Annotated in this window: 20 protein-coding genes and 1 pseudogene; 14 read left to right on the top strand and 7 right to left on the bottom strand. The window is 32.8% G+C overall.

All coding sequences use genetic code 11. The features are described from left to right. The first annotated feature begins 110 nt into the window (after window positions 1–110). Window positions 111–2,885, top strand: coding sequence for a peptidase M16 (locus AD998_08115; protein KOY88115.1), 2,775 nt, complete (start codon window positions 111–113; stop codon window positions 2,883–2,885). Window positions 2,886–2,930: 45 nt separating this feature from the next. On the opposite strand, the gene AD998_08110 is transcribed toward AD998_08115, so the two are convergent. Continuing rightward, the gene (locus tag AD998_08110; GenBank protein ID KOY86114.1) at window positions 2,931–4,100 is read right to left on the bottom strand and encodes a hypothetical protein; all 1,170 of its coding nucleotides are present in this window, start codon (window positions 4,098–4,100) and stop codon (window positions 2,931–2,933) included. 34 nt (window positions 4,101–4,134) lie between these two features. Continuing rightward, window positions 4,135–5,232 (bottom strand): UDP-diphospho-muramoylpentapeptide beta-N-acetylglucosaminyltransferase, encoded by a 1,098-nt coding sequence (locus AD998_08105; GenBank protein KOY86113.1) that lies wholly within the window; start codon window positions 5,230–5,232, stop codon window positions 4,135–4,137. A 215-nt stretch (window positions 5,233–5,447) separates the two neighbouring features. On the opposite strand from AD998_08105, the gene AD998_08100 reads away from it, so the two are divergent. The 5 genes and pseudogenes from AD998_08100 (at window position 5,448) to AD998_08080 (ending at window position 9,161) form a co-directional block, all read left to right on the top strand. Further along, entirely contained in the window at window positions 5,448–6,023 is a 576-nt protein-coding gene (locus AD998_08100) for a cyclic nucleotide-binding protein (GenBank protein KOY86112.1), read from the top strand. An 80-nt stretch (window positions 6,024–6,103) separates the two neighbouring features. Beyond that, complete coding sequence (locus AD998_08095) at window positions 6,104–6,532, top strand: hypothetical protein (GenBank protein ID KOY86111.1); 429 nt, start codon at window positions 6,104–6,106, stop codon at window positions 6,530–6,532. Between the two features lie 382 nt (window positions 6,533–6,914). Further along, window positions 6,915–7,151, top strand: a pseudogene (locus AD998_08090) (hypothetical protein). Window positions 7,152–7,258: 107 nt separating this feature from the next. Next, on the top strand, window positions 7,259–7,756 hold the full coding sequence (locus AD998_08085) for a hypothetical protein (protein KOY86110.1): 498 nt from the start codon (window positions 7,259–7,261) through the stop codon (window positions 7,754–7,756). Beyond that, on the top strand, window positions 7,746–9,161 hold the full coding sequence (locus AD998_08080) for an RNA methyltransferase (protein KOY88114.1): 1,416 nt from the start codon (window positions 7,746–7,748) through the stop codon (window positions 9,159–9,161). Before AD998_08085 ends, AD998_08080 begins: the two co-directional genes overlap by 11 nt. Before the next feature lie 45 nt (window positions 9,162–9,206). Here AD998_08080 and AD998_08075 read toward each other — a convergent pair whose 3' ends face one another. From AD998_08075 to AD998_08060, 4 genes are all read right to left on the bottom strand, one after another. Continuing rightward, entirely contained in the window at window positions 9,207–9,587 is a 381-nt protein-coding gene (locus AD998_08075; GenBank protein KOY86109.1) for a glyoxalase, read from the bottom strand. Between the two features lie 77 nt (window positions 9,588–9,664). After that, window positions 9,665–10,480, bottom strand: a complete 816-nt coding sequence (locus AD998_08070) for a transcriptional regulator (GenBank protein KOY86108.1) — start codon at window positions 10,478–10,480, stop codon at window positions 9,665–9,667. A gap of 143 nt (window positions 10,481–10,623) precedes the next feature. Beyond that, window positions 10,624–11,100: a hypothetical protein gene (locus AD998_08065; protein ID KOY86107.1), complete on the bottom strand. Its 477-nt coding sequence runs from the start codon at window positions 11,098–11,100 to the stop codon at window positions 10,624–10,626. Window positions 11,101–11,128: 28 nt separating this feature from the next. Then, entirely contained in the window at window positions 11,129–11,833 is a 705-nt protein-coding gene (locus tag AD998_08060; protein ID KOY86106.1) for an SAM-dependent methyltransferase, read from the bottom strand. Window positions 11,834–11,879: 46 nt separating this feature from the next. On the opposite strand from AD998_08060, the gene AD998_08055 reads away from it, so the two are divergent. From AD998_08055 to AD998_08045, 3 genes are all read left to right on the top strand, one after another. Further along, window positions 11,880–18,023: a hypothetical protein gene (locus tag AD998_08055; protein KOY86105.1), complete on the top strand. Its 6,144-nt coding sequence runs from the start codon at window positions 11,880–11,882 to the stop codon at window positions 18,021–18,023. Between the two features lie 76 nt (window positions 18,024–18,099). Further along, entirely contained in the window at window positions 18,100–18,945 is an 846-nt protein-coding gene (locus AD998_08050) for a hypothetical protein (GenBank protein KOY86104.1), read from the top strand. A 47-nt stretch (window positions 18,946–18,992) separates the two neighbouring features. Further along, window positions 18,993–19,559, top strand: coding sequence for a cyclic nucleotide-binding protein (locus AD998_08045; protein ID KOY86103.1), 567 nt, complete (start codon window positions 18,993–18,995; stop codon window positions 19,557–19,559). A gap of 13 nt (window positions 19,560–19,572) precedes the next feature. Here the strand turns inward: AD998_08045 and AD998_08040 are convergent, their stop codons facing one another. Continuing rightward, a complete protein-coding gene (locus AD998_08040) occupies window positions 19,573–20,433 on the bottom strand; it encodes a hypothetical protein (GenBank protein KOY86102.1) in 861 nt (286 codons plus the stop codon). Window positions 20,434–20,617: 184 nt separating this feature from the next. Here AD998_08040 and AD998_08035 point away from each other — a divergent pair, with 184 nt between their 5' ends. The 5 genes from AD998_08035 (at window position 20,618) to AD998_08015 (ending at window position 26,464) form a co-directional block, all read left to right on the top strand. Then, window positions 20,618–21,487, top strand: coding sequence for a hypothetical protein (locus AD998_08035; protein KOY88113.1), 870 nt, complete (start codon window positions 20,618–20,620; stop codon window positions 21,485–21,487). Between the two features lie 91 nt (window positions 21,488–21,578). After that, a complete protein-coding gene (locus AD998_08030; GenBank protein ID KOY86101.1) occupies window positions 21,579–23,888 on the top strand; it encodes a collagen-binding protein in 2,310 nt (769 codons plus the stop codon). An 11-nt stretch (window positions 23,889–23,899) separates the two neighbouring features. Then, complete coding sequence (locus AD998_08025) at window positions 23,900–24,694, top strand: hypothetical protein (GenBank protein ID KOY86100.1); 795 nt, start codon at window positions 23,900–23,902, stop codon at window positions 24,692–24,694. A 40-nt stretch (window positions 24,695–24,734) separates the two neighbouring features. Continuing rightward, on the top strand, window positions 24,735–25,706 hold the full coding sequence (locus tag AD998_08020) for a hypothetical protein (protein KOY86099.1): 972 nt from the start codon (window positions 24,735–24,737) through the stop codon (window positions 25,704–25,706). Continuing rightward, window positions 25,703–26,464 carry a LytTR family transcriptional regulator gene (locus AD998_08015; GenBank protein ID KOY86098.1) on the top strand — a complete coding sequence of 254 codons (762 nt, stop codon included), beginning with the start codon at window positions 25,703–25,705 and terminating at the stop codon, window positions 26,462–26,464. The genes AD998_08020 and AD998_08015 overlap by 4 nt, the downstream gene beginning before the upstream one ends. Window positions 26,465–26,529: the final 65 nt, after the last annotated feature.

Raw genomic sequence — 26,529 nt, 5'->3', positions numbered from 1 at the left:
AGGCTTTAAATTTAAAAACTGGAATCATTTTTGTTGATATCAAAACTTTTTTAACCAAAATCATCATAACAATGAACAGCTTCAAAAAAGCTTTTTTATTCGGTTGCACAATGCTTCCATTTTTTGCTTCCTCTCAAAATCTAGATGAGAAAATTCCTTTTGATGAAAATGTCAAAACAGGAAAACTGAGCAATGGTCTCACTTATTTCATTCAAAAAAATGCCAAACCTGAAAAAAAGGTTGATTTACGCCTTATTATAAAGGCTGGTTCCATTTTAGAAACAGATGAACAACAAGGTTTAGCTCATTTTATGGAACATATGTGTTTCAATGGAACAAAACGTTTTCCTAAAAATCAGCTAGTAGATTATTTACAAAGTATTGGTGTAAAATTTGGGCAACACCTTAATGCTTACACAAGTTTTGATGAAACAGTTTATTTTTTACCCATTCCATCTGATAAACCTGAAAAAGTAGAAAAAGGGTTTCAAATTTTAGAAGATTGGGCTTTTAATGCAACTCTTACCCCTGAAGAAGTAGATAAAGAAAGAGGTGTGGTACTTGAAGAATATCGATTAGGTTTGGGTGCAGAAAAGAGAATGATGAATAAATATCTCCCAAAAATGATGCATAAGTCACATTATGCTAATCGTTTACCTATTGGGAAAGAGGAAGTACTCAAGAATTTCACTTATGATAAACTAAAAAGCTTCTACAAAGACTGGTATAGACCAAACCTTATGGCTGTTGTGGTTGTAGGTGATATTGATGTTGCAGAAATGGAGAAGAAAATTAAGGATCATTTTTCATCTTACAAAAATCCTAAAAAGGAAAAAGAAAGAAAAACTTTTGAAGTTCCCAATCACAAAGAAACTTTTATTTCTATAGAGTCTGACAAAGAGGCGACTAATACCCAAGTAAGGTTGTTATATAAAGATGAAGGCACACCAAAGTCTCAAGTAACAATTGGAGATTTAAAGAATGCTCTTGTGGAAAATTTATTTTCCAGCATGCTTAATAATAGATTACAAGAGAAAACAAATGAAGCAAATCCTCCTTATGTTTTTGGTTTTTCATATCATGGTAATACTTATGCTAATACAAAAGAAGCGTATCAGTCTTTTGCAATGACTAAAGATAATGGTCAGATAGCTGCTTTAAAGGTTTTAGTAGAAGAAAATGAAAGAGTAAAAAAATTTGGATTTAACCAAAGTGAGTTTGAAAGAGCTAAAAAAGAGTTTCTTGCATATATGGAATCTCAATTAAAAGATAAAGATAAACAAGAATCGGACTTGATTGTTGATCAAATTCAACAATATTATTTAGAGTCAGAGCCTATGCCAAGCATTGAATGGTCTTTTAAAACAACAAAAGATTTAATGGCGAGTATTTCTTTAGAACAAGTTAATAGCTATATAAAACCTTTTATCAAAAATGAAAATAGGGTTGTTATTTTAACAGGACCTGAAAAAGCTGAAACTATTAAACCTACAGAGAAAGAAGTTTTAGAAGCCTTACAAGTAGATTTTGCTAATCTTAAAAATTATGAAGATAAAGTTATTGCCACTTCTTTAATTAGAAAAGATATAAAAGCTGGTTCTATAAAGTCTAAATCAAAAAATGATAAGACAAATGTTATTACTTGGGTATTATCAAATGGAGCCATTGTTAAATACAAAAAAACAGATTTTAAAAATGAGCAAATCCTTTTCCAAGCTATCTCTTTTGGAGGAACGAATTTATATTCTAATGAAGAACACAAAAAAACTAATTTTGCAACTGGAGGTTTAAATGAAGCAGGTGTTGCAGGTATGACTCAAAATGATTTAAGTAAATTTATGGCAGGCAAAATTGCTTATGCAAGAAGTTTTATGACGTCTACGACTGAAGAAATAGCAGGTGAATCAACTCCTAAAGATTTGGAAACCCTAATGCAACTTATTTATTGCCAGTTTACTGATTTAAATTATGACGAGAAAGCTTTTGAATCTTTCAAGCAAAAGCAAAATTCAATGGTTAATAATATAGCTTCAAACCCTTCTAATTATTTTAATATTGAGTTTTCAAAATTCCAGAATGAAGGCAATTCTAGGTTTTATGGTACATTCTTTGCAACTGATAAAGAATGGGCTTTCACTGATTACAAAGTTGCTTATCAAAAAAGGAATGAACGTTTTGCCAATGCAGCAGATTTTGAGTTTTACTTTGTGGGAAACATTGATGAAACAAACTTTGAAGCTTTAGTATCCAAATACATTGCAAGTCTACCAACAAACAATGCTCCTAAAGAAACAGCCAAAGACGTAGGTTTCCGCCCTACAAAAGGTTCTCATAAGAAGATTTTCTATAAAGGATCTGATCCAAAAAGTTCTGTTCAAATTAGTATGTATGGAGATATTGCATATAATGAAAAAGATATCTTACCTTTAAAAGCCACTAGTGAAATTTTGCAAATCAAATTGACAGAGAGATTAAGAGAAACAGAAAGTGGTGTTTATACAGTTAGAGCAACTTCAACACTTAATAAAGTTCCTTATGGAAATTATTCTATAAATGTTTCTTTCCCTTGTGGTCCAGATAATGCAGAAAAACTTTTAGAATCAGCATTGGCAGAAATAAAGAAAATAGCTGACAATGGTCCTGAAGCTAAAGATGTAGCAAAATTCAAAGAAATGATGCTTCTAGATTACAAAAAGAATATGAAGGAAAATAAGTATTGGCTTGACAATTTAACCAAATCCTATAAGAATGGCTCTAATCATGAAGGCCTTCTCAATGAAGAAGCTGCTATCAATGCTTTAACAGCAAAAGATATTCAGGATGTAGCAAAAAAATATTTTACTAAAGATAAAGTAATAGGTATTTTAATGCCTGAAAAGAAATAAAAAACTATATAATAAAAAAAGGGTCTCAACATTGAGACCCTTTTTTTATTTATCTTTTTTCAGAGCAGGAATAATAATTTTTGTTCCTTTTTTGAGTTTTCCTGATAAATTGGCAGGTTTATTAGCTTTCACTATACTTTCTACAGTCACACCTAATTTATCCCAACGCTTAAATCTATCATCATAAATCTGTTGTAAGGTTTGGTCTTTATCTACTACATAAATCATTTTTACGTTTACCTTCAAAATTTGTCCTCTTGCCACATTTGCTTTATCATCCAAAATATTTAACTCCATTAAATTTTCGTTGGTAGAATTATATTTTCGGGCTACAATCCCTACTGTTTCACCTTTTTCGAGTTTATGAGCAATGACTGTATCTTTTTTAGCATCCAATTTAGCCAAGCTATCTTTTCTACGTTCTACCAATTGTCTTTCTCTAAGTGCTTTTGCCTGCTCGTCTTCTTCCTCTTGTTTTTCATCTTTACGAGTATAATGAGCCGTAATAAAGAAAATTGCTAAAATCGCAATGATAGTCCCCGGAATAGCAAAAGGTCTGATGGTCTTCCATGCCTTGCCTACGTTTTCAGAAATATTGATGTTAGGATATTCTATCAAAGCAATAGAGGCATTGTATTGCCCACCTGCCTGCAATGTTTTCTCGATAAGCTCTTGGTTTTTGGTTTCGAGTGTTTTGCTTGAAAAAAGTGTTTGAGCAATTTGCTCATAATTGAGCTGTAAAAATGCTCCTTTGGTCATCAAAATTGCCTGAGAACCATGTTCCAAAGAAATAGAAACAATTTGAGGCTGTAAAACAGCTTGTTGCCCCAAAACGCCATTACTACTGTTTATATCTTCTAATTGCTTGTTATGCCCTTTCAATGCTTTACTTTTCCCAAAAACAGCTAAATGGATTTGTTTATCTTCTTGGATAGCTACTACTCCCTCCACTGGCAACATTTGTTTGTGTAGAATCTCGTTGGTATAAATAAGTGCTTTTCTAAGAAGCTCAATAGCATTATTAGCCAAATGGTCTTCAACGTATTGTCTTAAACTATCTGTCATCACTCTTGAAGCCTTTATTCCCCTATCTCCTTCTCCATCAGCCACAATCCATAAATGCCCCTGAGATGTTTGGATTTCAGTAATATAATCCTGATTGGTAGGAGCTTGTAAGCCTTTACTGCTAATAATATTCGTTTCTAATTTCAACATCAATGCTAAATATTTTATAAAATTATATTGTCTGTTACCAAATTTTCATTATTTCTTGCACAATTTCATCTGCTGCATTGGGCTTTGCAAATTTTTTAATATTATTTTTAAGCGTATTCTGCAAAGCTTCATCATTAAGTAAATCAATAGCATCACCTACCAAAAAAGCATCAGCATCTCTATCAGCGACCATTAAAGCTGCATTGTTTTGTGCCAAAACCTGAGCATTTTTGGTTTGATGGTCTTCAGCAACATTGGGTGAAGGCACTAAAATACAAGGTTTCTGTACCAAACAAAGCTCTGAAATTGATAGAGCTCCAGCCCTAGAAATCACTACATCGCTGGCTGCATACGCCAAATCCATTGTGTTGATAAAATCAAATACTTTAATTTGTTCTGAACGTTTGTCTATCACTAATTTCTGAGCTGTTTCGTAGAAGGTTTTCCCTGTTTGCCAAATGAGCTGAATGTCATTGTCTAATATTCTGTCCATCCATTTCTTGATACTTTCATTGATGGTTCTTGCTCCCAAACTTCCTCCTATCACCAGCAATGTTTTTTTATTTTCTTTCAAACCAAAGTGATGCAATGCAGAAAGTCTTTTCTGAGAAATATCTAAAATATCACTCCTTACTGGATTTCCTGTAAATACAATTTTATCTTGTGAAAAAAACTTATCCATTTGAGGATATGCTACACATATTTTTTTTGATTTACGGGCTAATAATTTATTGGTAATACCTGCATAACTATTTTGCTCTTGAATAAGTGTAGGAATACCCATACGCCCTGCTACAAACAAAGTAGGTCCGCTTGCATATCCCCCGACTCCTATACAGACATTGGGTGCAAAATCTTTCACCACATTTCTCGCTTCCTGTAAACTTTTGAAAAGCCTAAATGGAAAACGTAAATTTTGCATAGATAGACTTCTCTGAATGCCTGCTATATCTAAACCTACTATTTTATAACCTGCAAGAGGCACTTTTTGCATTTCCATTCTATTTTTTGCTCCTACAAAAAGGATTTCCACATCTGGATGAGCCTTTTTTAATGCGTTGGCTATGGCTATGGCAGGGTAAATATGCCCTCCAGTGCCTCCTCCGCTAATAATTACTTTTTTACCTGACACTGATTTTAAATAATTTATAAAATGATGTAAATCTTTAATTGTATCATATTATTTAGATGCAATATTACAAAGAAAACCCTAAAAACTAATATTTTTTATCTAAATAAAAGTATATCAAAAGTTTGTAATTTATCACCTCTACATGATTTTGATAATCAGTTTGGCTTTCTTAATTTCCATCTTGAAATCAAGTTATTTGTTGTAATAATAAAGAAATGAAAGAACTTCTCAAAAAGACTATTCAAAACGTTTATGCCATATCTGAGGATGAATGGAACTATTTTTCAGAGTATTGGCAACCATTTTCTGCCAAAAGAAAAGAAATTATTACTTATCCAAATACTCAAGAAAAATACTTGTACTTTGTAGTAGATGGCATTCAAAGAGTTTATTATTTAGATGAACAAGATAGAGAAGCTACCTTGGTATTTACTTATTCTCCTTCTTTTGGAGGGGTTTTGGACTCTCTGATGCTTGAACAACCCTCCAAATATTACTATGAAACACTTACCTCTTCACAATTTTTAAGAATATCACATACTCATTTGCTTGATTGTACAAAAAAACATCCTAACATTGAATTCTTTATCAATAAAGGCATTACACAAGCTCTTAGTGGGCTTTTGGAACGTTTAGTTGAATTGCAAAGTTTTTCATCAGAAGAAAAATTTAAAAAATTATTACAACGAAGTCCACATATTATTCAATTGGTTGCCCATAAGTATCTTGCTAATTATCTGGGAATAGATGTAAGCAGTTTTAGTAGATTATTTAACAGTATCAAAATTTAGCAATAAAATCATGGAAAATTCAAAGATTTTTCAGTCTAACAGTTTGTAAAATTGTATCATAATTTAAACCTCATTATTGTATGAAACGTTTTACAAAAATCTCTTCGCAAATCTTTGTAGTTATTTCAGGTTTAGCTTTCTTATCTGTAGGCTTGATGGCTTTTTGGAGTCCACAAGCAGTCATGGACTTGGTAGCTGTACAACTCACCAACAACGATGCTCTCAGTTCCATCAGAGGTGCTTATGGAGGTGTTGGCATCACACTTTTTATCAGCTTGTTATTTCTTTTGAAAAAACATTTGAGTCAAGCTCTCCTATTTTTATGTATTCTATGGAGTTTGTATGCTTTATCTCGTTTAATCACGATTTATGTAAATGGTTCTTTAGGCGATTTTGGCATACAATGGTTGGTGATAGAAAGTCTTTTTTCTGTAATTGCTTTGACGTTATGGGTTCTGAATCAAAGTTTGAATACATTATCTCAATCAAAAATATCAATCTCTCAATGAAGAAAAACAAAAGGGTTTGAAGATGAATTTCATTAAAAAATATTGTTTTTTTAACTGTAATAAAGTATTTTTACATCAAAAAACTGTTTGTTTCACTATGAAATTGCTCAAAATACTTTTTTTAAGCTTCTTATTTGTTCCTTCAATTGTATCTGCTCAAAAGGAGAAAGAATCATTCAATGATGATGTTGCAAGCTATCGAACATTATACAAATACGAAAAACCTGTTTTTTATGGTATTCCTAAAACATTGGAAATTAAGACTAATAGTGAAAATTTAGATTTACCTGATTCTTTATTGGCTTTCAATATGGATATTACCAAAAAACTCAATAGAATGCTTGATTATGTACCCGAAAAAGTAACTGTAAAAATTAGTAAACCAGGCTATCGTGTACAAGTGTATGTTGGTAAAGACAGAAGCGAAGCTTCAAGTGCTAAAGGTAGAGCTTTGAATATGCAGAGTGATGAAGAAGCCTATTTAGATTATGACAGACCTAATTATCGAGTAAAAGTAGGGAATTTTCTCACCAGAGAAGATGCTAGAGAACTTTATAAACATCTCAAACGTCGTTTCCCTGATGCCATGATTGTTCCAGATCAAGTAACAGTTATCAAGCAAGCAACCCCTGACGAACTATTACTTTTACAAAAGAAAGAATGGGAAAAGAAAAAAGGTGGTAACTAACAATGTACCACCTTTTGTGCTTATAACCTTATTTTACTATGAAAAAACTATTTTTATTCCTTTTTCTTTTTTGTGTTGGAACATTTTCGTTTGCACAAAAAAAATTTACAGATAATCTTGCCCCTTCTCGCCCTCAATACGATTACCAAAAGCCTACTGTAAAATCTATTGTGTATTTGCCTGCTGAAAAAGAAATCAACATAAAACCCAAAAGACATATTACTAAAAGATTGAATGATTTTTTGGATGGAAAACCTGAAGGTGGTATACAAAATGTTAATGGTTACAGAATCATGCTTATTTCGGATAGGGACAGGAAGAAAGTAGAAGAAGCCAAAGCTAGAGCATCACAGATATTTAAAAATGAAGAAATTAGATTGGTTTATGAACAACCTTTCTACAGAGTAAAAATGGGTAAATTTGTTAGCAAACAAGATGCTGATGACGCAAAACGCCAAGCCCGAAAACATTTTGAAGAAGCCATTGTAGTTCCTGATAAGATAAAAATATTTCAAAGTTCTGATGATGAAGAATAAATCGACAAAAAATATAGTTTTAGAAAAAATTCTAATTGAAAAGCCTGTTGCTGAAGGTAAATGTATTGCTCATTACGAAGAGAGAGTTATTTTTGTAGAAGGCAATATTGCTCCACAAGATATTGCTGATGTAGAGGTTTATAAGAAAAAATCGAATTATTGGTTTGCCAAACCACTCAAAATTCATGAAAAATCACCATTCCGTACAGATCCTTTTTGCTCGCATTATGGTATTTGTGGAGGTTGTAAATGGCAACATTTTGCTTATGAAAAACAATTAGAACAAAAACAACAAGAAGTACAAGATGCTCTGGAGCGTATTGCGAAGGTATCTTTTCCAGAAATACGCCCTATTTTAGCCTCTCAGAAAACCACAGAGTATAGAAATAAATTAGAATATACCTTTTCTAATAATCGTTGGCTGACTGTTGAAGAAATTCAGGCAGGTGAAAATCTTGAAAAAAATGCATTGGGTTTTCATATCCCAGGACGTTTTGATAAAATTATAGATGTAGAAACTTGTTATTTGCAAGATGATTTGTCTAACAAAATACGTTTAAAAGTCAGAGATTTTGCTCTTCAAAAGGGAATTACATTCTACGACCTCAAAAACCAACATGGTACATTACGCAATTTGGTTATCAGAAATACCAATATTGACGAATGGATGGTGATTGTCATTTTTGCAGAAAACAAACCTGATGTGATTGAGGAAATGATGCAAATGCTTCAGGGAAGTTTTTCTGAGATTACTTCTTTACTTTATATCATCAATACCAAGAAAAATGATAGTTACAGCGACCAAGAGATAATAACCTTTGCAGGAAAGCCTTACATAACAGCTACAATGGAAGATTTGCAGTTTAGAATTGGTGCAAAATCGTTTTATCAAACCAACTCCGACCAAGCTTATGAACTTTATAAAGTAGCCAGAGAATTTGCTGAATTACAAGGCAATGAAGTAGTTTACGACCTTTACACAGGTACAGGTACAATTGCTAATTTTGTGGCTCATCAGGCTAAAAAAGTGGTGGGTATTGAGTATGTTCCTGAAGCCATTGAAGATGCGAAAATTAACTCAGAAATTAATAATATCAAACATACATTGTTTTTTGCAGGTGATATGAAGGATATTCTTGTACCTTCATTTGTTGAAGAACATGGAAAGCCTGACGTAATTATCACTGACCCTCCAAGAGCTGGTATGCACGAAGACGTTGTGAATGTTATTTTAGAAGCTGAACCTAAGATTTTGGTGTATGTAAGCTGTAATCCAGCCACACAAGCAAGAGATGTAGCTCTTTTAAGCTCAAAATATGAAATTACAGCCGTTCAGCCCGTGGATATGTTTCCACATACCTACCACGTAGAAAATGTTTTACAAATGAAATTGAAAGGCAAATAAATGAATGTAGATATGCACTGTGGTGCATATCTACATTCATAAAAATCAATTTTGAGGTGGCGAATACTTTACAATGTCTATTCCTATCCCATTGGGGTCTGCAATTGCAAAGTGCCTATCTCCCCAAGGCTCATCTCTTATTTCAATTTTTATTTCCACCCCCTTGTTTTTTAAAAGAGTGTAAATAGCATCTACATCATCCACTTCTATGGTCAAGTACACTCCTTCACCTTGAAATGGTTTATGAAAAAATGTATGTTGTGTGGGATGATAAGGGAGCAAAAAGCTTATTTCTGCTTGATGATTGGGTGTGTGCATCAGGAGGTAAAATTCATTTTCAAAAGTTACTCCGAAACCTAAGTGATTGGTGTAAAAAGCTTTGCTTTCCGCCAATTTTTCTGTGAGAATTCCAGCATTGAGTTTCATATTTTATCCATTTTTAGTGAATTGATGTTACGAATTTGCCACCTTCCCGAATGAAAAACTTGTAAAAAACGGACATTTTATCTCCCAAAAGCCTTAGAAGGCGTTACTCCATAAAAATTTTTAAACTCTTTGATAAAATGAGCTTGATCATAATATCCTAAATCAAAAAATACTTTGTTTTCTCTAAGGCTTTGTGTAGAAGGTTTTGCATTTAAAATACTTTGAAAGCGTACTACCTGACTAAAAGTTTTAGCAGTATCACCTACATAAAATTCAAAATATCTACGTAATTGTCTTGGACTTAAACCAATATCCAAGTCTATTTGAATATTTACAATTCCAAAATTTTTCAAGATAGTATGAAAAGCTTTTTGGAATCTTGTATCAATGGATAAAGTAGTTTTATGAAGAAAAATCATAAAATACTTATTGAGTTTCGTTTTAACTTCTTCAAAGCTATTTTCTCCTGAAAAATTATTTTTGATAAAATCTGAAATCTCTTTCACTACTCCTTCTAATCTTTCAAAACGATTGCTCAGTTCTTTGGCATCAATATCAAATAAAGCAGGAAACATAGTTGGAAAAAAGCGAACACCTATATAATGAAAAGTATTATCAAGCAGAAACTCTGTATATTTCTTACAAAATCCCATTACAAAATTTTCTGTGGGTTCATGGAGTTGAAAAAATATATCTATACAACCATCAGCTACTACTCTATAAGAAAATGATGTTTGAAGGCTTTCAGTTGTTTTTAGCTCCCAATAACAATAAATAATATGCTGAAGATCGTTTTGAGGCAATTCTTCTCTATAAACAACACTCTTCTCTACCTGTTTTATAGTTGGTTGAACAGGTTTATAAAGATTTCTGATGTTAAAATCATGACTCATTGATAATAGAGATTTTGGCTATTGCATCATGTTTTAAACCTATAAGGTTTTTTGCTATAATTTCTTATATACTTCCTACAAGAAGCACTTTATTTTAAAAGCTTATTTTGAGATAAGAAAAACAAGTTTTACAGTCATCATTTCTATTCAATTAATGATTTTATATAAAGATTTTTTGCTGTAGGCAACTCTTTAGCATCTATTATTAACTCATTTCTTTGTTTTTCATATTTGTTTTTATCAAAAAGATAAAGAAAAAAGTAAGGAACTATACTATCACCATATTTTTCTATAAGCAGTTTACAATCTTTCTCTGAAAATTCTTCACCATAAATAATATGTTGAAAATATTTTTTCCAAAAATGTAATTCTGTGTTATTTGGGTAATAACTTAATCCTAACTCTAAAATTTTTTGATATCTATTACCTCCTATGACACTATAGTCTTCAGGAATATCCTCAGGAATACTAAACTCAAAAGCAAAACACCAATATATAAATGCTAAATTGATAAAACTATTTGGTAACACATCAGATGAATAATTTTCTATTTCATTTTCATAACATTTAGTTGCTTCTAAATATTCCTTTTTTATCTCTTTTATTAATGCTATTTCCATTTTTTTGCCTTCTGAAGTGTTATTATATCTACTGATACATCAAGAATACACAAGGTATTTTGTGCAAACCGGGTTTGTTCTTTTTCCAGTACGAAACAGGTTTGGTTATAATTTTCTCTTCGGGGCTTGTGATATTGATAGCTATACAAATTTTGGTGGTACTTTGGCAGTTCTGAAGAATGGCATCCAAAACAGAATCGTTTCGGAAAGGTGCTTCTATAAAAATTTGCGTTTGCTTTTCTGCATACACTAATTTTTCAAGATATTTAATTCTTTCAATTCGTTCTTGTTTGTTGATAGGTAGATACCCTTGAAAACAAAAGCTTTGCCCATTGAAACCAGAACCCATCAGAGCTAGTAAAATAGAAGACGCTCCAACCATAGGTACAACTCTGATGTCTTTTTCTTGAGCCCAAGCCACTATTTTTGCACCAGGGTCGGCAACAGCAGGGCAACCCGCTTCTGAAAGCAAGCCAACATTTTCACCTTTTTGAAGTAGTTTCAAAACAGATTCCAAATGCTCAAATTGGCTGTGTTTACCCATTTCATAAAAAAATAACTCTTCAATTTTGAGTCCCAAACGAAGGCTGCTGATAAATCTACGGGCATTCCGAACATCCTCTACAATAAAATGTTGAATGGTTTTAACAGTTTCAGAAACGTACACTGGCAACACTTGGCTGTGAGTATCAGGTGCAAGCAAATTAGGAATTAAAAAAAGCATGAATTGTATTTGTTAAATATTTTTGATAACTTTAGTTTATACTTAAACCCTTAATATGATATTGCCTATGAAAAAAACTTTACTCTCTTTTTTCTTACTGGTGAGCATTTTTTGTAACGCTCAAAAACTATCTCAAAGCCCACACGAAGGTTATTATACCTATGTGTATCAACTTTCTCACACTCAAACCAAAAACATTTATACAAAAGGTTGGGGGGGTGTAGATAGTACGTATTTTACAAAAGTCGTGGATTCTTTCCTGACTGCCAAGCCCAATGCAAAAAAAATGCCTTTGGGAGATTATTTATTTGTACAGCCTAAGGAGTCTTACATTCATTATACCCTTGAAGAATCCTCAAATATCAAGGTAAATGTAGTTAATAATGACCGAGACCTGCAAATTGTAGTACAAGATACCACAGGAAAAATTATTTCTGATGCTGAGGTACTTGTAGAAGGTAAAAAAATTGCCTTTGATAAAAAACTCAATTTGTATCGCCATCCAAAAAGCTACAAAGAGGGTATTTTAAGTGTTTCTTATCAGGGACACACTACACTTACAAATCTAAATGCTCGCTTCAAAAAGCAATTTTGGCGAAAAATCTATTATAAAAGTCGTTTGGCTTGGGTTTGGTATTATCTCAAAAAACCTTTTAGAGATATTTATAGAGTTACTAAGAATAGTTATGATAAAGCCAAATGGATTCGCCGTATTGTAGCCATTTTTGATAAAGATGAAAGAGATGACTTAAGAAGTGAGTCAAAGAGAAGAAGATATTATTCCGCTCCTGATAGAAGCTGGAAGGGGTATCATGTTTTTAATAAACCCAAATATCGCCCACGTGATACTGTAAAGTTTAAAATGTACTTACAAGATTATAAAAAGATTCCTGTAAATGAGCCTGTAAATGTATATTTAATAGGTGATATTAAAGGTAAACACCAAACTATCAAGCTTAAACAAATAAAGCCTTATCAGGCAGGTGGTTATGTATTGGATTTTGTATTGGCAGACACTCTGCAACTCAAGTCTGGACAACAATACACCTTAGATTTCCAGTCTGAAAGTTATGAAAAATGGGCTTATGGAAAATTAGTAGAAAGATATTCTCAAGATAAACAGGCAGGATATAGAAGAGTCTATTTTACCTACGAAGACTATGAGCTTTTGAGTATCACTTATAATATGCGACTGGCAAAAGAAAGACACAATGAAGATGAATTAAATCATATTTATGTGTCTGCCAAAGATGAAAACGATTTATCTCAGCCAGACGCAAAAGTAGAAGTCATCATTTCTACTGAAAAAGTTCTTGATTTTAGAGGTAATGAAGTTTTGATTAAGGATACTTTATGGAAGCATCAGCAGAATCTGGATGCTGTAGGTGAAACAAAAATCACTATTCCCGATTCCATTTTTAGAAATGCTCAAATCAAATATAAAGTAGAAACTACTTTTTTAAATTCTAACAATGAAAGAACTGTAAAAACAGCCTCAGCAGAAAGATTTTTGGAAGATGCTCCCATTGATTTCCTTGCCATCAAAGACAGTGTGGTGGTTCGGTATTTTAATGCTAAAAAATACACTCAGCCTGCGACACTCATTGTAAAAGATATTTTTGGGCAACCAAAGTCCAAGAAGACAATTACATTACCTTATGGCTTCAAAGCACTTGGGAAGGAGATTTATGAAGTACAGAATTACAAACAACGCTCCTACATCTATGATGCTTTAAGTAACAAAGCAGGGGTGTCATGTTATGCAGAACAAACCCAAGATTCTTTGTTTGTCGTGATTCAAAATCCCAGAAATACGCCTGTTTGGTATTATATTTTTGAAGGTGATAAGCCTTATTTTGCCGATTTTACAACTGAAACTGTTGTTTTCAAGCGAAAAGGAAATGCCAACAAGAATTATTTTGTGTCTTTGAGTTATTGGTGGAACAATAGTATCCAAAAAGAAGATTATGTTACTTCTCTTTATATACCTAAAAATGACATCAATATAGACCTCAATGCTCCCAAAAGAATTACACCAGGTGCTAAAACAACCATTGAAGCCTCTGTAACAGATGCATATAATAAACCCATTGCTGATGCAGATGTAACAGTTTATGGGATTACTGGTAAATTTAAGGAGTTCAGCCATTCTGCTTTTGATAAGGTACAAGCCAAAAGTAAAAAATCCAAAACCAAAGGCAGAACACAACGAAATTTCTTTGAATTGAAAGATTTCAATCCAAATCCAAGTAATGACTATTATGATAATTATAACTTTAGCAGAAACAGAGTACAAACTGCTCAAAATAATCAGAAGATATCTTGGGCAAAATGGAAAAATCGCTTGGATACCATAGAGTATTATAAGTTCTTATATCCTAAAGATAATTTTTACTTGTATACTCAACCTTCTGCAAAAGGCATTACACAACTTGCTCCTTATGTAACCAAAAATGGCAGTTTGGATTCTATTTATTATGTTTTATTGGACGAAGTGCCTGTGTATGCAAGTTTTACTGTAAACCAACCCTATTCTTTTAGAGTAGATAACTACACACATACTGTAAAAATCAGAACAAAAAACAGTTTGGTAGCTATACATAATATTCGTTTTAAGCCTAATCAGAAAACAATTTTAAGTGTAGAAAACCTTGTAGACAGTACATGGAAACAAAAAGATATTACTGTCCAAATCACAAAAGAAAAAAGTACACTATCAAATACCGAAATCTATTTTCTGCAAAAATTTATTGTAAATCTTGATAACAGGTACAGTTATACACCAAACACTTATTTACAACAAGGCGAAACTTTTGTTCCTCTTTATAACCAAAACAAGAACAATTATTATGGTGTCTGGGCTGGATTTTTCAATCCTTCTGAAAAAATAAGATTTGCTCAATACGGTAATTATCAGGTTGATTTTCGATTTAAAGGTGGATATTATCACTCTTTTGAGGACAATGTAGTTATGGTAGAAAAAAAGGATATACCCTCTTATGCTCTTGTAGCTTTCCCTCCTCCTATTAGTTTTGATGAGGAAATTTATACATGGCAGGATTTTACAAAGAAAATGCATTTAGAAAACTCTTCAAAAGCTTCTCGAAATTATGTGTATCATCGTTCAAATTGGAATGATACAAAATCAGGCTTGGTGCTTTTATCATCTCCTCCACAAGATAGTCTTGAGCATATCGTTATGATGAGTTATAAGGGCAAAATGATTAACAACTTTCGTTTATATTATCCTTCATCAACAGTATTTGAAGCTTTGAAACCCAAAGAAACTTATCATTTCATTTATCTGTATGGTAAAGGTCATCACCGAAAATTTACAGCTACCCTTTCAGAAAAAGGTGTTTTGTATAAAAAAGTTGATAATTTACCCTTGATTAAAAATGATAGTACCATTACTGCCATTAAAAATTTTCTTGAAAAAGATTATAAATACTCAATCTATGACATTGATAGCATTCGCTTGAGTATGAATATGAAAACAGCCGAACAAATAAAATCTTTAGGCAAAAACACTATTATAGGCTACATATTAGATGACAAGGGACAACCTGTTATTGGAGCAACTGTATTTGTGAAAGAAAATACTCAATTGGGGGCTGTAACAGATGTAGATGGGTATTATATGATTAACCATGTTCCTAATAATTTTACACTTGTAGTAAAAGCTGTTGATTTTAAAGATAAGAAAATCAACATACAAGGACAAAGTGTTGCTAATGCCTTTTTAGAGCCTGATGAGATACAAGCCATAGAAGTAATTTCTACTGCCTATGGACAAGTAGATAAAACTTTACGAACAGGGGCTTTAACTACAAAAGTTTCAGGTAAAGAATTTGAAAACATTCCCATACAAAGTTTTGACCAAGTGTTACAAGGGCGTATGTCTGGTGTAGTTGTACAAGGCAGTTCAGGACAGCCTGGTTCTCGTGAAACAGTTTTAATCAGAGGTATAGGTTCTGTCAATTCAAGTAATGAGCCATTGTATATTGTAGATGGTATTGCTATCTCTGCCAGCGATTTTGCAAAGCTCAAGCCTTCTGACATGACTTCTATGGAGGTTTTAAAAAATGATGCTGCCACAGCTATCTATGGCTCTCGTGGGGCAAATGGTGTAGTAGTTGTAGAAACCAATGCCAAAGGTGGTGCCAAACCAGCCAACAAACTTCCATCATCACAAACACTTCTGGAAGAAGCCACAGCCAATAATTTAGAAGGTAGTGGTTTGCGTAGCAATTTCAGAGATGATGCCGTTTGGCAACCACGTTTGCGTACAGATAAAAACGGTAAAGTATCGTTTACTACAACCTTCCCCGATGACCTTACTCGCTGGGATGTTTACGCTTTTGCAGGCAAAACAGGAGGTTTGTTTGCTTCTGCAAAAACCTCTATCAAAGCTACCAAGCAGCTTACAGCCATGCTTTCCATGCCTCGTTTTGCCATATCAGGTGATAGCATTGAGGTAGTTGGGAAATCTACCAATTTTACAAGTGATACCTTTGCCATCAAAACTCGTTTTGAAATTAACAAACAAATTGTTTCCTCTAAAAACCAAAAAATTGTAAATGGTCTTGTTGAGAAGCAATGGATTGTTGCAGAGAAGAAAGATTCTTTAGGGGTTTTGTATGCTCTTGAAAAAGATGATTATACAGATGGCGAACTACGAAAGCTACCTGTTTATTCAAAAGGTACAAAAGAAACCAAAGGCAATTTTATCAATTTGTACAAAGATAGTTCTGTTACTTGGAAATTTGATAAAGACAAAGGAGCTGTCAATTTGCATATTTCTGCTGATATGCTTAGAATTGTAGAAATGGAGCTTTTACACCTCAAAGAATATGGTTATTTGTGTAATGAGCAGGCTGCTTCAAAGCTTTTGGCTTATTTGATGCAAGAACGTATTTGTAAAATAACCAAAAAGCCTTTTCTGTTTACAGATGATGTAAAAGCATTGGTAGAACGTTTACAGAAAAATGTAAACCCTGATGGTTTATGGGGCTGGTGGGGTGTTTCTAACACAACAGGCTGGGTAAGTAAGCATGTTTTAAAAGCTCTTTTAGAAGCTAAAAACCAAGGATATGATGTAAAAATCAATACCAGTGCCATCGTACAAATGTATGTAGTAGGTTTAGAAACAGATACCACTCTTTCTCGAAGATTAGAAAACTTGGAGGCTTTAGACCAACTCAAAGCAGAAGTAAATTATCCTAAATATTTGGATTCTTTAGAAAAGAAGTGTTTGAAAAACAAAAAGAATAAGAAAAATCGTAATCTTTTGGGCTTTCAGGAGTATTTGAGTTTACAAGTTTTAAGGCAAAAACACAAGTTATCGTATAATTTAGATACCTTGAAAAAGACTCGTAAAACGACCATGTATGGTAATCATTACTGGAGTGATGCTTCTGCTTATTATGAGAATGAAATTACCTATAATTCTACCCAAACCACTCTGAAAGCTCTTAAATTGCTTCAAAATGCTTCTAAAAATAATTTTGATGAACAGGTTTTAGCTGTCAATTATATTTTAGAACAAAGAAATAACAATGGTTATTGGTTGCATACCTATGAGAGTATTTCTGCTTTGGAAGCTATTTATCCTTATATTTCCAATCCACAAGGTAAAATAGAAAATCCTGTGGTGGAACTTTCGGGTGGAGTAAATCAGACTATAAGAGAGTATCCTTTTGAAGCAACTTTTAGTCCTGAAAAAGAATTGAAAATCAGGAGAAATCAGAAAATATTCTCACCTGTGTATATTACAGCTTACCAGCAGTTTTGGAACGAAAAACCTGAAAAAATATCGAATGGTTTTGAGGTAAAGTCTTATTTTGACAATCCTAAAGCTCAACAAAACTATTTGGAAGCTGGAAAACCCGTTACGTTGGTAGTAGAAGTCAATGCCAAACAAACCCAAGATTATGTTCTGATTGAGATTCCTATTCCAGCAGGTTGTAGCTACGATGATAAAGGCTATAATTATTATAATTGGGATAAGCAGAAACATAAAATTTGTATCTTCTTGGATAGAATGCGTGGAGGTTTTGAGCGTTATACAATTCAATTAATTCCTAGATATACAGGAGTTTACACCTTAAACCCTGCAAAAGTTGAAATGATGTACAAACCTACTTTTGTAGGCAGAGAAAATTTAAAGAAAATTGTAATCAAAGAAAAAAAGTTGTAGTTTTGTTTAGAGCCATATAGAAAAACTATGTGGCTCAATTTTTGTGGAAAACACTTTAACTAAAAATTAAACTCTTATGACTAAAAAAATACTTGCAGTAATAGCATTGGTCTTTTGTAGTGCTATTTCTTATGGACAAATAAAACTCCATATTGGGGCAAATACAGCAGGACATGCTTCATTTGTATTGGATAAAGGTTTGAACGAAGACCCTCGTTACAATTCTCAAATGACTTATACTTTCTCGCCAATTGGTCTTACTTTCGGTGCTGATTTTAAAAGTGGGTTTTCGTTACAATTAGAGTCTATTTTATCGAAATATGGACAAGTTTATGAGGTTATTAACGTAGCAAAACAAGTAGTTGGTGAACGTAAAATAGATTTGACATACATCAATTTACCCTTATTGTTGCGTTTTGTGGGCAACCCTGATGCCAAAGCAAGATTTAACTTTATGGTTGGTCCACAACTTTCGTTGCTTACAGCAGGTCAGGAAACCTTAAATTATACTGCTGGTACGTTTCAAATTCCTTCAGGCGTGACTCAAATACCTACTACACAGTTTCCTGCTGGGCAAGATTTAAGCACTATTCAGGGAGCTGTACAAAACCCTGATGGAACATGGCAATTGCCTGCACAACCAACCATTGTAATTGCTCAAAAAGGAGATATTGACCCTTTGAAACGCTTCAGAAATGCAGATTTGCAAATTGCTGCTGGTATGGGTTTGGATATTCGTATCAATCAGAAATTTTATATTTCTTCTCTCATTCGTGCCAATTATGGCATTGTAGATGCAAGAGGGCAAGATTTAATTGATAAAATTCAGTCTGGAAGAGCCAAAGATCTTTTTGGACAACGTTCTAATTTGCAAGTTGGTATCCAGATTGGTGGACATTATTTTTTGAATGTAGGTAAATAAATTATTGAATATAACAAAGCCCTCAAGTATTTGAGGGCTTCCTTTTTATGGAAATTTTTGATTTTTTAAAATCTTTTCACCCCATTAGTTCAAATGACTTTTCTTTATTGAACAACCATTTCAAAACCAAATCGTTCAAAAAGGGAGATATATTGGTAATGCCTGAACAGATTCAGAAAGAACTTCATTTTGTAAAAAAAGGTGTTCAAATGTCTTATTTTGATACTGAGCATAAAAGCCATGTAATTGCTTTTACCTACTCTCCCAGTTTGTGTGCTATTCCTGATTCATTTTTATTTCAAAAACCTTCAAAACACGCTTTGATATGTTTATCTGATAGTGAATTTGAAAGTATCAGCTTTACCAAAGTTCAAGAAGCCTTAGATGCTTCTCATTCTATTGAAAGACTTTTCAGGAAACTGACAGAACAGTTATTAGTAGGTGTTATCAATCGACATGTTGAATTACTTTCATTATCTATAGAGGAAAGATTTAAGACATTTTGTACAAGGAGTCCTCATTTATTACAAATTGTTCCTCACAAATATATTGCTTCATATCTCAATATTGATGCTACCAATTTTAGTAAACTTTTCAATTCTGTTAAGTTTTAAATAATATAACCTGTTACTCTCCAAAAATATGTATTGCCAAACGGGCATTTACATACCAACGATTTAACTGAAAACTAGATGCTTGTGTAGGTGTATTTGTATTTAAATCTCTCAAACCTATTTGTTCGGCTGTTAATTTATATTTAGGAAACGCTTCTGAATCCTCGTCACTTCCTCCTTTATTTTTCAGGAGTATATTGGACGTAGATTTATAGAATGGTATGATGTAACCTGCATTCAGGCTTAATAAAAAACTCTTTGAAAATTTTAGTCCTAAAGAAATTTGAGGACGATATGACAGTTGGGTTTGTCTGATGAGCAAACGTAGTTGATTATTGCCATTATATACCTCATCTCGTAACCATAAGTTACCAGAACTTCCACCATTTACATCTATGTTATCCATCAAGATGTTTCCCAACCATTCCATACTTGCATAATTCACTTGTCTGAGCCAGACATTTGTTCCCAAATTAAACTGAAACCCCATTCCAGTCGAAATTCTATCAAATCGATAAGTTTTATCTTCATTTCTGGCAAAACTATACTGAAACACATCTACAACAAAATTACTTTTGGTATGAATATCCGCAATACCTACTTCATATTCCATAAGAATATCTTTGTTGGGTGGTAACAGCACCCCTTCAATGCGTCTTGGATTAGTGGGATTTTCATCGTTAAAACCAAAACTCAAACCCTGATGATTTGGACGTGTAATGGCTACTCTTCCCACAGAAAAATATATAGGAGAGCCTCCTGCCTTACTATTCTCAACGCCTCCAAATAAAGGTCGTACTACTACGGCTTGTGAGTAGGCCTGATGATAATATATCAGAATAAGAAAAAACGAAAAAATAATTTTGGAATACATAAGTTTCACTTGTTATATTAATACTACAATTAAAAAATGTTTTACTATTAAAACACACATCAAAGTAAAATTGTTGCATTATTTTTATTTTTTATTAAATCTGCTCTCTTCTATCAATAAAATTGGTCTATACCAAGATTTATATGTTTTAGAAATAAAATCTTTGTGGAAAATATCTACTACAATGAATCACTCTTGGTTAGACACAACAGAATATCCCTTTAAACATCATTATTTTGATGTAAATATTTCAAAGATGCATTATATTGATGAAGGACAAGGGGAAACTATTTTATTTGTACATGGTACTCCTTCTTGGAGTTTCGATTACAGACATATTATCAAGGCTTTAAGTACACAATACAGGTGTATTGCCATTGACCATATAGGTTTTGGGCTTTCGGATAAACCAAAAACTTATGATTATTCAACCCAAAACCATAGTAAAACATTAGAGCAATTTGTAGATTTCTTAGGGCTTACAGATTTTACTTTAGTGGTTCATGATTTTGGAGGTGTAATAGGTTTGGATATGGCTATCAGAAACCCTGATAAAATTAAAAAACTCGTTATTTTCAATTCTTGGCTTTGGAGTAGTAAAACAGACAAAGATTTTATTAAATTTAGCAGAATACTCAAGAGTCCACTTTTACCAATTTTATATCGTTATTTTAATTTTTCCACTCGATTTGTTCTACCAAAATCGTTTGGAAAGATAAAAATAAACAAACATATTCATCAACAATATGTTTTGCCTTTCTCTAAATCATCTCAAAGGGAGGGAACTATTGCATTTGCTAAATCATTATTAAACGATCAAGATTGGTTTGAGGAGCTTTGGAAAAAAAGGTTTTCTATTTACCAAAAACCTACACTTTTTATTTGGGGTATGAAAGATCCTGTGATTAAACCTCATTATCTTGAAAAATTTTTAACTGGCTTTCCAAATTCTCAAGTAAAAAGATTTGAGAATTGTGGACATTTCCCACAGGAAGAAAATCCTAATGAAACTATTGAGTGTATATTTAATTTTTTAAAAATGTCCATTTCATAAATATTTTTGTCCATTTCAAGTAATATTTTGTATTGAAAAAAGGCTCTTATATTGATTTTTAGATCAGAATTGAATCTAAACCTCATATATTATGAAACTACTCAGAAGCAAATACATTATTATTTGTATTTTACTCAATCCACTATTCTTATTTGCCCAGCAAAAATTTACCATTAGTGGCAATATCCGTGATAAATCTTCTGGTGAAGATTTAATAGGAGCAACCATTACTGTCAAAGAGCTTTCAGGAGTAGGAGCCATTACAAACGAATATGGCTTTTATTCTCTTTCTTTACCACAAGGAAAATACACACTCAAGATTTTTTATGTGGGTTATTTGGAGAAACTTGATGATATCAATCTCGAAAAAAACATAAAAATGGATATTTCATTAGAAAGTGAAACAGCTATCCAAAGTATCGAAATCAAAGAAACCAAAGAAAATGAGAATATCACCAAAACCAATATGGGTACAGAAAGGCTTGATATTAAAGAGATTGCTAAAATACCTGTTTTATTTGGAGAAAAAGACATTCTCAAAACTATTCAACTTTTACCTGGGGTAAAATCGGCAGGTGAAGGAAATAGTGGATTTCATGTAAGAGGTGGTGGAGCAGACCAAAATCTAATTTTATTAGATGAGGCTCCTGTTTACAATGCCTCGCATTTGTTAGGTTTTTTTAGCACATTCAATAGTGATGCCATTAAAGATGCTACTATTATCAAGGGAAATGCTCCTGCTCATTATGGTGGAAGGCTTTCTTCTGTTTTGGATGTACGTATGCGAGAGGGTAATAATCAAAAATTTCAGACATCAGGAGGAATTGGCTTGATTAGTAGCCGACTGAGTGTAGAAGGTCCTATTCAAAAAGATAAATCTTCTTTCATGATTTCAGGACGTAGAACATACGCAGACTTGTTTTTAAAGGCAAGTCCTGATTATTCGGATTATAGCCTTTATTTCTACGATTTGAACATGAAAGCCAATTATCGTATCAATGAAAACAACAGAATATATGTTTCAGGGTATTTTGGAAGAGACAAACTGGGTTTGAGTGAAGATTTTGGAATAGATTGGGGAAATAAAACAGCTACCATTCGTTGGAATAGCATTGTAAACTCAAAATGGTTCTCTAATACATCTTTTATTTACAGCGACTATAACTATGAGTTTAAAATTTCGGGCAATGGCAATAGTTTTTCTAACCGTTCTGAGATTAAAGACTGGAATCTCAAACAAGAGTTTCAATTTTTCCCAAATAACAAAAACTCATGGAGGTTTGGATTTAATAGTATTCATCATACAATTACGCCAAGCCGTATAGAGAACAATGAAACTGATAATCAGGCAAAACAAAGCCGTTTTGGATGGGAAAATGCCATATATGCCAATAACACATTTTTAGCCAGTTCAAAATTCAGTATGGATTATGGGCTTCGTTTATCTTCTTATAGCATTTTAGGGGAAGGTGTTTATAATTTGTACAATGGTGATATTAAGACTGATAGTGTGACTTTATCGAAAGGTGAATTTGGCAAAACATACTTCAATGTAGAACCTCGATTGTCTTTCAATTACATCATCAATGAGCAAACCAGTTTAAAAATGGGATATGCTCGAAACACCCAGAATTTACATTTATTGAGCAATTCAACCAGCTCTAATCCCACAGACCAGTGGATTGGGAACAGTTATAACATCAAACCAGAAATAGCTGACCAAGTAAGTTTTGGGTATTTTAAAAATTTAAAAGATAACACCTATGAACTCAGTTCGGAAGTATATTATAAATCTATGCAAAACCAAGTTGATTATAAAAATGGAGCTGATATCAATACCTCTCCTGATGTAGAAAGTGAATTGTTGTATGGTATTGGGAGAGCTTATGGCTTAGAATTGCTTTTCAAGAAGAAAAAAGGAAGATTTACAGGCTGGCTGAGTTATACTTTATCAAGAACCGAAAGAAAAATTGATGGAATCAATGAGGGAGATTGGTATGTAGCCAAACAAGACAGAACTCATGATATTTCTTTGGTAGGGATTTATCAATTATCTCCCAAATGGTCACTCTCAGGTAATTTTGTCTATTATACAGGCAATGCTGTTACTTTTCCGAGTGGAAAGTACAATGTAGCAGGCAATACAGTGTATTATTATACTGAAAGAAATGGTTATAGAATGCCCGCTTATCATAGATTTGATTTGAGTGCTACGTATGAGAATCAGCGAAAAGGCAGATTTCAAAGCTCATGGAATTTTTCAATTTATAATGCTTATGGAAGGCAAAATGCTTACACCATTACATTTGAAGATGACCCGAACAATCCTGCTCGAACAAGAGCTGTTCAAACATCTTTATTTCGTTGGGTGCCTAGTGTAACATATAATTTCAAATTTTAACATAAAAAGCTATGAAAAACAAAATAATAATCTGGATGTTGGGAATGATATTTTTCTCATGCCAAAAAGAGATAGACTTGAATCTCAATTCTGCCAATTCAAAAATTGTAATTGAGGGTGAAATACTCCAAAATGAGACAGCACAAGTGAAAATCTCTAAAACAGTAGATGTAGATGATGCAAATAGTTATCCTGCTGTTTCAGGAGCAATTGTGATTATAAAAGATGATTTAGGCAATACTGAGCAACTTTTAGAAACAGCTTCTGGTGTTTATGAAACTTCTCTTTTAAAAGGTACAGAAGGCAGAACTTACACTTTAGAGGTCACTGTTGAAAACAACGTTTATTCAGCTCAAAGTACAATGCCTCAAAAGGTTAATTTAGATGATGTTAAAATCAGTATCAGCACTTTTAGCCCCCCAGGGCAAACTGAAGATAACTATATTGTCTATCCTCAATTTATAGACCCTCTTGAATTGGGAAACAACTATCGTTTTATTCAATCTAAAAATGGAGAAGCTGACCCAACTATTATTGTTGCCAATGACAATATAGACAATGGTGTAGCGAATAGTCGCCCTATTTTTAGCCAAGATTTTGAATTGAAAAAAGGAGATACATTAACGCTTGAGATGATGTGTATTGATAAGGCTACTTATGATTATTTCTTTTCACTCAATCAGTCACAAGGAAACGGACCAGGTGGCGGAACAACACCAGCAAATCCTGTTTCAAATATTCAGGGAGGAGCTTTGGGTTATTTTTCTGCTTATACTTCTCAAAAAAAGATTGTTTTAGTGAATTAATTTTGAGTATTATTGAGTAATGAAGAAACGACTCTATATCATGGCAGCCATTACCTCACCCATCATTTCATTGTATGGGTCGAGTCCGTTTTATATTTTTGAGAAAGTTAATTTTTTAGAGTTTTTAACTTTTAATTTTGGGTTAACCCTTAGTATTTTTATTATATGGCTCACACAAATATATACTTTAGAGAAATACCCTCATTGGAGTCATTTTTGGAGATTTGTTGTTACCTATATTATAAATTTACTTTTCAGATTAACTCTATTTCTGATTACAAGCCCCTTTGAGTTTCTTCCCAAACCTCCTCCAACTATTGAAGAAAACTACTTCATTTATCCTATTTTTACTTCATTTGCTGTCAATGCTGTCATTATGGTGATTGCAGATTCGATTGTAAAGAGTTTTAAAAAAAATGAAGCAGAACAGTTGGTTAAAGAACTAAAATTCCAGAATAGTGAAGCCCAAAAGCAAATTTTGATGCAACAATTACAACCTCATTTTTTATTTAACTCATTGAGTGTTCTCAAGTCGCTTATCAAAGAGAATCCTGATGATGCAGAAGACTATACCATCAAACTCTCTGAGTTTCTGCGTTACTCTGTAGAGGCTCATAAACAAGAAATTATATCATTAGAAAAGGAGTTAGCATTTGTAAAAGATTATATTGAGTTGCAAAAGGTTCGATTTGATAATGCTTTTAGTTACGAATTGAATATTCCTAAAGAGATTTTTGAATACAAAGTACCCGTTTTCGCTTTGCAAACATTAGTTGAGAATATTTTTAAACACAATTATTTTACAGAAAAAAATCCGATTCATTTTTCTATTACTGCCCAAGATGATATTCTAACTGTTTTTAATAAAAAAGTATCTGTAAAACTCACAGAAAAAACATCTACAGGACTTGAAAACCTAAAAAAACGCTATGAACTTATTTTGGGAAAAAGTATAGAAATTGTGGATAATGAAGATAGTTTTAGTGTCAGCATTTATCTGATAAAACCATGAAAATTGTAATCATAGAAGATGAAAAACTAACTGCCAAGGATTTACATAGAACCATTACAAATGTAGAGCCTGATGCTGAAATTTTGGCTATTTTGTATTCTGTAGAAGAGGCTATTGAATACTTAGGTAAAAATAAAGAAATAGACCTGATTTTTTCTGATATTCAGTTGGGAGATGGTTTGAGTTTTGAAATTTTTGAAAAAACGCAAAATCAAATTCCTGTAATTTTCTGCACAGCCTATAACGATTATGCTTTGGAGGCTTTTAAAACTGTGGGAATAGATTATTTATTAAAACCTTTTACGCCACAAGCTGTTGGAAAGGCTTTTGAAAAGTATTTTCATCTCAAAGAGAAATTAACTCCTCAAAGCGATTTCTCGGGATTGATGAATGCTCTCAAACAACAGCTTGCCCCTATCAAATTACCTTCTGTAATTCTCCAACAAGGCGATAAAATTGTTCCTTTGGAAGGCGATAAAATAGCCTTCTTTTTTATTGAGGACGATTATGTATTTGCTTACACTTTCGATCAAAAAAAGCACATTCTCTCACAAAAATTAGATGCTTTAGAGAAAACCTTCGCTCCTCAATTTTTCAGGGCAAACAGGCAATTTCTTATCAATAGGAAAGCTGTAAAAGATGCTTCTCATTTTTTTCATAGAAAGGTAGTTGTAAACCTCAATATACCTTTTGATGAGCAAATTATTGTTGGAAAGCTCAAAGTAACAGCCTTTGTAGATTGGCTTGCTAATCAATAGTTTTAGTATTTGTCCATTTTAGTTTTCAATTTGTCCATTTGGGTAAATTACTGATTGTTTAGGTA

The organism is bacterium 336/3, assembly GCA_001281695.1.
Taxonomy (GTDB): Bacteria; Bacteroidota; Bacteroidia; order Cytophagales; family Thermonemataceae; genus Raineya.
This window is presented reverse-complemented; position numbering and strand designations above follow the sequence as displayed.

Coding starts and splice junctions, on each gene's coding strand:
- AD998_08115 (KOY88115.1), top strand. CDS start 111: ATGCTTCCATTTTTTGCTTCCTCTCAAAATCTAGATGAGAAAATTCCT.
- AD998_08110 (KOY86114.1), bottom strand. CDS start 4,100: ATGTTGAAATTAGAAACGAATATTATTAGCAGTAAAGGCTTACAAGCT.
- AD998_08100 (KOY86112.1), top strand. CDS start 5,448: ATGAAAGAACTTCTCAAAAAGACTATTCAAAACGTTTATGCCATATCT.
- AD998_08095 (KOY86111.1), top strand. CDS start 6,104: ATGAAACGTTTTACAAAAATCTCTTCGCAAATCTTTGTAGTTATTTCA.
- AD998_08085 (KOY86110.1), top strand. CDS start 7,259: ATGAAAAAACTATTTTTATTCCTTTTTCTTTTTTGTGTTGGAACATTT.
- AD998_08080 (KOY88114.1), top strand. CDS start 7,746: ATGAAGAATAAATCGACAAAAAATATAGTTTTAGAAAAAATTCTAATT.
- AD998_08075 (KOY86109.1), bottom strand. CDS start 9,587: ATGAAACTCAATGCTGGAATTCTCACAGAAAAATTGGCGGAAAGCAAA.
- AD998_08070 (KOY86108.1), bottom strand. CDS start 10,480: ATGAGTCATGATTTTAACATCAGAAATCTTTATAAACCTGTTCAACCA.
- AD998_08065 (KOY86107.1), bottom strand. CDS start 11,100: ATGGAAATAGCATTAATAAAAGAGATAAAAAAGGAATATTTAGAAGCA.
- AD998_08055 (KOY86105.1), top strand. CDS start 11,880: ATGATATTGCCTATGAAAAAAACTTTACTCTCTTTTTTCTTACTGGTG.
- AD998_08050 (KOY86104.1), top strand. CDS start 18,100: ATGACTAAAAAAATACTTGCAGTAATAGCATTGGTCTTTTGTAGTGCT.
- AD998_08045 (KOY86103.1), top strand. CDS start 18,993: ATGGAAATTTTTGATTTTTTAAAATCTTTTCACCCCATTAGTTCAAAT.
- AD998_08040 (KOY86102.1), bottom strand. CDS start 20,433: ATGTATTCCAAAATTATTTTTTCGTTTTTTCTTATTCTGATATATTAT.
- AD998_08035 (KOY88113.1), top strand. CDS start 20,618: ATGAATCACTCTTGGTTAGACACAACAGAATATCCCTTTAAACATCAT.
- AD998_08030 (KOY86101.1), top strand. CDS start 21,579: ATGAAACTACTCAGAAGCAAATACATTATTATTTGTATTTTACTCAAT.
- AD998_08025 (KOY86100.1), top strand. CDS start 23,900: ATGAAAAACAAAATAATAATCTGGATGTTGGGAATGATATTTTTCTCA.
- AD998_08020 (KOY86099.1), top strand. CDS start 24,735: ATGGCAGCCATTACCTCACCCATCATTTCATTGTATGGGTCGAGTCCG.
- AD998_08015 (KOY86098.1), top strand. CDS start 25,703: ATGAAAATTGTAATCATAGAAGATGAAAAACTAACTGCCAAGGATTTA.